Source organism: Aliagarivorans marinus DSM 23064 (genome assembly GCF_000429485.1).
GTDB classification, from domain to species: domain Bacteria; phylum Pseudomonadota; class Gammaproteobacteria; order Enterobacterales; family Celerinatantimonadaceae; genus Aliagarivorans; species Aliagarivorans marinus.
In genome coordinates this window covers 97,824-104,350 of the sequence record NZ_AUBY01000014.1, presented here as the reverse complement: position 1 = coordinate 104,350, position 6,527 = coordinate 97,824, and the positions used below count along the sequence as shown (strand labels likewise).

General features: G+C 53.3%; 8 protein-coding genes and 1 pseudogene. 4 read left to right on the top strand and 5 right to left on the bottom strand.

Annotated features, from left to right (window positions below; genetic code table 11):
* A pseudogene (locus G461_RS26605) lies at positions 1-707 on the bottom strand (hypothetical protein); the annotation flags it as partial.
* A gap of 313 nt (positions 708-1,020) precedes the next feature.
* Between G461_RS26605 and G461_RS0105660 the strand changes: the two are divergent.
* The 4 genes from G461_RS0105660 to G461_RS0105645 all read left to right on the top strand — a co-directional run bounded on the left by G461_RS0105660 (position 1,021) and on the right by G461_RS0105645 (position 3,297).
* On the top strand, positions 1,021-1,377 hold the full coding sequence (locus tag G461_RS0105660; RefSeq protein ID WP_026971099.1) for a hypothetical protein: 357 nt from the start codon (positions 1,021-1,023) through the stop codon (positions 1,375-1,377).
* 79 nt (positions 1,378-1,456) lie between these two features.
* Positions 1,457-1,777 carry a heavy metal-binding domain-containing protein gene (locus tag G461_RS0105655; RefSeq protein WP_026958428.1) on the top strand — a complete coding sequence of 107 codons (321 nt, stop codon included), beginning with the start codon at positions 1,457-1,459 and terminating at the stop codon, positions 1,775-1,777.
* Between the two features lie 41 nt (positions 1,778-1,818).
* Positions 1,819-3,042: a sodium/glutamate symporter gene (gene gltS / locus G461_RS0105650; RefSeq protein ID WP_026971098.1), complete on the top strand. Its 1,224-nt coding sequence runs from the start codon at positions 1,819-1,821 to the stop codon at positions 3,040-3,042.
* A 60-nt stretch (positions 3,043-3,102) separates the two neighbouring features.
* The gene (locus tag G461_RS0105645) at positions 3,103-3,297 is read left to right on the top strand and encodes a hypothetical protein (RefSeq protein WP_026971097.1); all 195 of its coding nucleotides are present in this window, start codon (positions 3,103-3,105) and stop codon (positions 3,295-3,297) included.
* Between the two features lie 112 nt (positions 3,298-3,409).
* Here G461_RS0105645 and G461_RS0105640 read toward each other — a convergent pair whose 3' ends face one another.
* The 4 genes from G461_RS0105640 to ybaK all read right to left on the bottom strand — a co-directional run bounded on the left by G461_RS0105640 (position 3,410) and on the right by ybaK (position 6,525).
* A complete protein-coding gene (locus G461_RS0105640) occupies positions 3,410-4,756 on the bottom strand; it encodes a class II 3-deoxy-7-phosphoheptulonate synthase (RefSeq protein WP_026971096.1) in 1,347 nt (448 codons plus the stop codon).
* Positions 4,757-4,961: 205 nt separating this feature from the next.
* Positions 4,962-5,216, bottom strand: coding sequence for a ubiquinone biosynthesis accessory factor UbiK (ubiK, locus tag G461_RS0105635; protein ID WP_026971095.1), 255 nt, complete (start codon positions 5,214-5,216; stop codon positions 4,962-4,964).
* An 87-nt stretch (positions 5,217-5,303) separates the two neighbouring features.
* On the bottom strand, positions 5,304-6,035 hold the full coding sequence (locus G461_RS0105630; RefSeq protein ID WP_026971094.1) for a substrate-binding periplasmic protein: 732 nt from the start codon (positions 6,033-6,035) through the stop codon (positions 5,304-5,306).
* Between the two features lie 10 nt (positions 6,036-6,045).
* Positions 6,046-6,525, bottom strand: a complete 480-nt coding sequence (ybaK, locus tag G461_RS0105625; RefSeq protein WP_026971093.1) for a Cys-tRNA(Pro) deacylase — start codon at positions 6,523-6,525, stop codon at positions 6,046-6,048.
* Positions 6,526-6,527 lie beyond the last annotated feature (2 nt).

Sequence of the window (6,527 nt, the reverse complement as noted above, 5' to 3'; positions counted from 1 at the left end):
CCTTGACCGCCTTGACCGCCTTGACCGCCTTGACCGCCTTGACCGCCTTGACCGCCAGCATTACCACTACCCGCTTTGAAAACAATTGCTAAGTGGTCAAATGTGGCAGCGCCAAGTAAGTCCTGTACGGCCCCGATAATGTCAGGGTTAGTTTTAAGTGTCCAACCACAAGAGTTCTGTGTAAGGGGATTACCACAATCAAAGGTAATGGTGAGCAAGTCCGAAATCTCAAGCGTTAAATCCCCAACAGTTGCCGAATCATAACTAATACCTCCATCACCGACATGCGCTAAATGAATCCAGCCTGGATCGTTAATTTGTCCATCATTGTCCAAATCTTGAAGCTGGTCAGGTGTAATAAACTCATCCCCAGTAAAAAGCTGTCCAAATGGGCCATCACCGCCATTAAGTAAGCCGTTATCTCTAAGGCCCACGTTGTAATAGGCTATATCTTCTCCGAGCAAATGATGCTCAACCACTACCGGATCCGGCCCATAAGGCCCATCGTTTCCTGACTGTTTAATACAGTTGGACGCACTGTAGGGAGTGGAGAGTAGCTCAGACCCCACTCCTCCACCTTGTTCAACTTTTTTAATCGAGGTTAAGGTTGCGGAATTACGATCACAATCAATTTCAACAACAGCTGCATTCGCCCATTGACCGGTCGAGAGTAAAACAACGGATATTGCGATTAGCCAGCGTTTCATTTTTCTTTTTATCCTTTGCCTGTAGTTGTTAACACACTGTTAATGCATCAACTATTCCACAAGTAAAACCGCTTATTAATCATAGACTTTTAATGCGCTCTCTAACGTTATCCACATAAGGTGTAAAAAACTCTGACAGCCTTGAACAAGTCTTTTTTCTTTTAGCTATCAAATATTTATAGCTAACTCATAAGAGGTATTTTGCAAGTTTGAGCTCACTGTTTCGCTCAAAAAAACGCTTGTATTTTCTTTTATACGAAGCTTTAATGGTAATGATTATCATTTTCATCACACTCAGCAAGGCAGGCCCGTTATGGAACAATGGAAAGCACTGATCGACGAAGGCAACGGTTACTACCAGCGTGGGATCTACCGCGGGGCCTTTGCTTACTACAATTGGGCAGCCCGGCTGGCCGAGCGCCATCTACTGGACCGACTAACCAGCGAAGAGATGCTGTTTGCCTATGTGGTGAGCCATCAAAATATCTCGGACTCTCAGCGAGCGCTGGAGCGCCATGATGACGCGCTCGAAACCCTGAACACGCTACTGGCCCGACTCTCCACCCTGCTATATGCCGATGGCCTGTCGTGGGCGATGAAGCTGGCGGCCTGCAAGCTCTCCAATAAGGTTTATCAGCAGCTGCGCCATTATCAGTATCAAGCGAACTAAGGCGTAAAGCTAAGGCTTGAAGCACTGTATCCGGCAGGGCTACTATCAGCAACAAGCCCCTTTGGAAATGGAGTTCCCCATGCAGCTTTCTACCACCCCTCAAGTTTATGGCAAACAGATCGTGCATCACTTCGGTGTGGTCACCGGAGAAGCGATCCTCGGTGCCAATGTGTTTAAAGACTTCTTTGCCGGGATCCGCGATATCGTGGGCGGTCGTGCTGGCGCCTACGAAAAAGAACTGGCCAAAGCACGCGAGATTGCCTTTTCCGAGATGCAGCAACAAGCCGCCGATATGGGCGCTAACGCCATCGTCGGTATCGATATCGACTATGAAACGGTGGGCGCGCAAGGCGGCATGCTGATGGTCAGTGTTAGCGGCACCGCTGTCAGAGCCGAGTAAGCCGACTACGCTTAGGGAACGCTTTTAGTCGGAGCTTCCCTATGCCTAACAGCTACACCTTCTCAGAACTGGAATCGTTTTTAGTCGCCATTGCGGTGTTGTTTCTGGGGCGATTTATCGCATCCAAGGTCAGCCTGTTAGAGCGCTACAACATCCCCGAACCGATTATTGGTGGCCTGGTGGTCGCCTTTGCCGTGGTGCTGATGCGCCAGTTTGGCATTGAGGTTAACTTCCAACTGCCCCTACAAGACACCCTGATGCTGATGTTCTTTAGCACCGTGGGGCTGGCCGCCAACTACAAGCTGCTGGCCAAGGGCGGCGCTAAAGTGTTTATCTTCCTAGGGGTGGCGACGCTGTTTATCGTGGTGCAGAACGCCATCGGCGTGAGTATGGCCAGCGCGCTGGGGCTAGAACCGCTGCTGGGCTTGATTGCCGGCTCCATCTCGCTCTCCGGCGGCCATGGCACCGGCGCGGCCTGGGCGCAAACCTTCGCGGAAGACTACGACCTGCAAACCCTAGAGTTCGCCATGGCTGCAGCTACCTTTGGGCTGGTGATGGGCGGGATCATTGGTGGCCCGGTGGGGCAGCGCTTGGTGCGCCGCCGCGAATTGAACTCAGACTATGGCAACGACCACCGCCATCACGAGCAATACCCCGACTTGGTAACCTTCGATCGTAAAGAAGAGGAGCGGGTCACCGCCACCAGCCTCAGCGAAACCCTGTTTGTGATGCTGTTTTGTGTGGCCGGCGCAAAGCTAGTGGGCGAGGCGATCAATCAGCTGCAGATCAGCGCCCTGCGTATGCCCGATTTCGTTTACGGCCTGTTTATTGGGGTGTTTATTGCCAATGCGCTGGAGCTTAGTGGCAAGTACAAGCTGCACAGCGAAAGCCTGGACGCCATGGGCACCCTTAGTCTGTCACTGTTTTTGTCGATGGCGCTGATGAGCCTGCGACTTTGGGAGATCTTCGACCTGGCCCTGCCGCTGCTGTTGATCCTGTTTGTGCAGACCATCACGCTGATGGTGTTTGCCTACATCGTCACCTTCCGTTTTATGGGCAGCAATTACGATGCGGCGATCATCAGTGGCGGTCACTGTGGCTTTGGTTTGGGCGCCACCCCAACCGCGGTGATGAATATGAGCGCCTTGGTGGCGCGTAATGGGCCGTCGCCGCAAGCCTTTATGGTGGTGCCGATCGTGGGGGCCTTCTTTATCGATATCGTGAACCTGATCGTACTTCAGTTCTATATCGGCTGGCTGACGTAGATCGCTGTTGGCCGCTTTCGCGTAATGAGTGTGTGAGGCACTGTTTACGAGGAAGCTATCATGGACCAAACCAAAGCGCGCACCGGCATGCGCTGCATCTATGACCATGGCTACGCTGTGATCGATCGCATCGATAAGATCAATCGCTTAGCGATTATCCGCGACCAACATACCGGGGAATTCCACACCCGCTCCATGAATGAGCTGTTCCCCGATGACGAACAGTACCATTACCGCCACGACCAATATTATTAGTCGCCGCGGGCTGCGCTAACGCATAACGCATAACGAGAGTGTTACGGTAAATCACAGGCATAAAAAAACCACATCCTCGGATGTGGTTTTTCGTATCAAGCGCCGCTAGCGATTAACGGGCAGCCTTGATGTGATCAGCAATCAAGAAGGCCAGCTCCAAGGCTTGGTCGGCATTCAGGCGCGGGTCACAGTAGGTGTGGTAACGGGCAGCCAGGTCATGTTCGGTGATCTGGAAGGCGCCACCGACACACTCGGTCACGTTGCGACCGGTCATCTCGAAGTGAACACCACCGCCGTAGGTACCTTCTGATTTGTGGATCTGGAAGAACTGCTGCACTTCGCGCAGGATGTCATCCACCCGGCGAGTCTTGTAGCCGTTTGGCGCTTTCACGGTGTTGCCGTGCATTGGGTCACAGCTCCACACCACTTGCTTGCCTTCACGCTCAACCGCACGCACCAGCTTAGGTAGGTGATCGGCCACGTTGTCGGCACCCATACGAATAATCAGGTTCAAGCGACCGGCTTCGTTCTCTGGGTTGATGGTGTCGATGATGCGTAGCAGCTCATCTGGGTCGGTGGTTGGGCCGGCTTTCAGACCAATCGCGTTTTCTACGCCGCGCAGGAACTCGATGTGAGCGTGGTCTGGCTGGCGAGTACGGTCGCCAATCCACAGCATGTGGGCTGAACAGTCGTACCAACGGCCTGTCAGGCTGTCTTTGCGAGTCAGCGCCTGCTCGTAGGGCAGTAGCAAAGCTTCGTGCGAGGTGTAAAGGGTGGTCTCACGCAGCTGCGGGGCATTCTGGGTGTTGATGCCACAGGCCGCCATAAAGGCCAGCGCCTCTTCGATACTATTGGAGATATTCTCGTAGCGCTCGCCCAGCGGGCTCTTGGCGATAAAGTCCAGGTTCCATTTGTGAACCTGATTCAAGTCGGCCAAACCACCGTTAGCAAAAGCACGCAGCAAGTTTTGGGTAGAGGTGGACTGATGGTAAGCCTTGAGCATACGCTCAGGATCCGGCACCCGGCTCTTCTCATCAAAGTTGATCGCATTGATGATATCGCCACGGTAAGAAGGCAGGCTCACGCCATCCACTTCTTCCATATCGGCACTACGTGGCTTAGCGAATTGACCGGCGATACGGCCCACTTTCACTACCGGCTTCTGACCACCAAAGGTCAGTACCACAGCCATCTGCATCAGTGCTTTGAAGGTGTCGCGGATATGACTGGTCTGGAACTCATCAAAGCTCTCGGCACAGTCACCGCCTTGCAGCAAAAAGGCTTCGCCACGGGCAACCTTGGCCAGGTCGTCACGCAGGGCGCGCGCTTCACCGGCAAACACCAGCGGAGGCTGTGCAGCAAGTTCTTTTTCTACGGCTTCCAGCGCTGCCTGATCAGGGTAGCTGGGCAATTGCTTAACTGGCTTACTACGCCAGCTCGAGGGGCTCCATTCACTCATCTATGTTGTCCACGCATTGTTTTAATTGGCCTAACATAATAGGCATTCTGACAATGATGAAAAGCTTTAACGTAAATTAAGCGAAAAATAGCCCGGATCAGCCTGTCAAAGCAGGCGTTGAAGGGAAATAGATAGTGTTTCGACGAGGGGATTTGCCAGACAAATTAGCCGTATCTGGCAAATGGTTTAGCCACGACAGACGGCGTTAATCTTTCTCCGCCAAGCGCGCTTCCAGCTCTTCGACTTTTTTCTCCAGCTCTTCGAGCTTAGTGCGCGTGCGCAGCAGCACTTGGGTTTGCACTTCGAAGTCTTCGCGATTAACTACGTCGAGTTGGCTTAGTTTAGCCTGTACGACCTGCTTAACTTTGCGCTCGAACTCTTCGCCCGCGCTTTTCAGGCCCGGAGGCACCAGCTCGCTGACTTGCTTGGCGATCTCTTCTATTTTGTTGGGGTTGATCATCTACGTCTCCTTGTTTTGCGCCATTGTAGCCAAGCTCTATATGCCCCTCAAGCCATGCAGAGGGCAGCGTTTCCAAGACAGTATTCCCTAAGGCTCAATGACTGCGACAGTCGGCTGCAGTGAGAATAGCTCAGTCAGCTCTCCACTGCTGCGCATTTGTCGCAAGGCCTTAGCCAGCGCATCGGCTTGCTGCTGTTGCGGGGATTGCCGCGACCAGTACAAATGCGCACTGGGACGAGATAGCACGTACACCGGCATGATCTCGCTGCCATCCCAACCGAGCTCATCAAGCGAGTGGAATATGGCGTAGTCGGTGGCTACCATCACATCGATTCGACCAAGTTTGAGCATCTCCAGGCCTTGCGCTGTGCTGATGAAGGTTTTCCTGCTGATGTGAGGGTTGTCATCGATGGCCGGGCCATAACGCGAGCCCCGGATAACACCAACTCGCTTGCCTCTGAGCTCGTCTGGCGCTTGAATGGGAAGCGCACCTTTAAGCGCAACCGCCACCACCTGTAAATCAAGGATCTTACCCAGATCGATACCAATCTGCTCGGCCCCGGGGCTGGCAAACATCACGGCAAAATCCACAGAGCCAGCGGTAAGATCGCGGATCACACGGGGATAGGGGCGGATGGAGTTTACCAGCTCATAACCGGCAAGCTCAGAGACTCGCTCACTGAAGTCCACCAGCAAGCCTTGAGCCTGACCACGCTCATCGGTATAGCCCCAAGGCTTTACCGAGCTGGTCGAAAACACCACTTGTTCAGCAAACGCCGCAAACTGGAACAAGCAAGCAACAAGTACAACTACACGCATAAGCTTGAGTCTAGGCGCTGGTGCTTAGCGAAGTAAATTGCCCTTTAGTAATAGAAGCCAGTAGCTGAGCGTTAAGCCCAACACTCAATCCGCGCTTACCGGCACTCACATAGATCTGCGCAAACTGCTCAGCGCTGTCATCGATAAAGGTCGGTAGCAGTCGCTTTTGCCCAAGCGGGCTGATACCGCCTTTCACATAGCCGGTGGTGCGCTCGGCCAAATTTAGCTCGCACATGCTCATCTTCTTGATACCTGCGGCCTTGGCTAGCTTCTTTAGATCGAGCTGGGCGCTCACCGGTACTACCGCCACCACCATATTGCGCGGTTGGCTATCGTCGCTGGCGAGCAGGGTTTTAAATACCTGCGCTTCGGGCAGGCCGAGCTTTTCGGCGCTGGCTTGGCCAAAGTTACCCAGCTTGGGATCGGCTTTATATTCGAGAAGCTCAAACTCGGCCTTGGCTTTTTTGAGAAGTTGTACTGCGGGGGTCATGG

What these genes read in the sequence shown, in the direction of transcription:
- G461_RS0105655 (WP_026958428.1), top strand. Translation starts at nt 1,457, where the DNA reads ATGCAGCTTTCTACCACCCCTCAAGTTTATGGCAAACAGATCGTGCAT.
- G461_RS0105660 (WP_026971099.1), top strand. Translation starts at nt 1,021, where the DNA reads ATGGAACAATGGAAAGCACTGATCGACGAAGGCAACGGTTACTACCAG.
- G461_RS0105645 (WP_026971097.1), top strand. Translation starts at nt 3,103, where the DNA reads ATGGACCAAACCAAAGCGCGCACCGGCATGCGCTGCATCTATGACCAT.
- ubiK (WP_026971095.1), bottom strand. Translation starts at nt 5,216, where the DNA reads ATGATCAACCCCAACAAAATAGAAGAGATCGCCAAGCAAGTCAGCGAG.
- gltS (WP_026971098.1), top strand. Translation starts at nt 1,819, where the DNA reads ATGCCTAACAGCTACACCTTCTCAGAACTGGAATCGTTTTTAGTCGCC.
- ybaK (WP_026971093.1), bottom strand. Translation starts at nt 6,525, where the DNA reads ATGACCCCCGCAGTACAACTTCTCAAAAAAGCCAAGGCCGAGTTTGAG.
- G461_RS0105630 (WP_026971094.1), bottom strand. Translation starts at nt 6,035, where the DNA reads ATGCGTGTAGTTGTACTTGTTGCTTGCTTGTTCCAGTTTGCGGCGTTT.
- G461_RS0105640 (WP_026971096.1), bottom strand. Translation starts at nt 4,756, where the DNA reads ATGAGTGAATGGAGCCCCTCGAGCTGGCGTAGTAAGCCAGTTAAGCAA.